Origin of the sequence: Streptomyces sp. URMC 126 (assembly GCF_051386555.1) — a bacterium.
Lineage (GTDB): Bacteria > Actinomycetota > Actinomycetes > Streptomycetales > Streptomycetaceae > Streptomyces.
Map to the genome: position 1 here is coordinate 1 of NZ_JBPQTX010001076.1, position 255 is coordinate 255.

At 68.2% G+C, this 255-nt stretch carries 1 pseudogene; it reads right to left on the reverse strand.

Going from position 1 to position 255, the window contains the following annotated elements:
- Positions 1–233 (reverse strand): annotated as a pseudogene (locus tag ACSNOK_RS35155) (hypothetical protein); the annotation flags it as partial.
- Positions 234–255 lie beyond the last annotated feature (22 nt).

Consider the following 255-nt stretch of genomic DNA (forward strand, 5'->3'; position numbering starts at 1 on the left):
TCGTGCCACATCTGCCAGTGCTTGAGGCAGCGCATGCCCCAGACGTCGATCACGAAGGCACCGTGTCGCTGGGCGATCGTCCAGACGTTGGCGTTGAACAGCGCCGTGCGCGGACGGGTTAGTTCCAGCACGGGGGAGCCCTTGGAGTCGATGCCGGTGCCGATGATCACCCCGACGCCGGCCTCGCGCAGCCGGACGACCGCCCGCTCCAGTTCGTCGGTTATGGCGTCCACGTCGGCTCGGGCGCGCAGGATG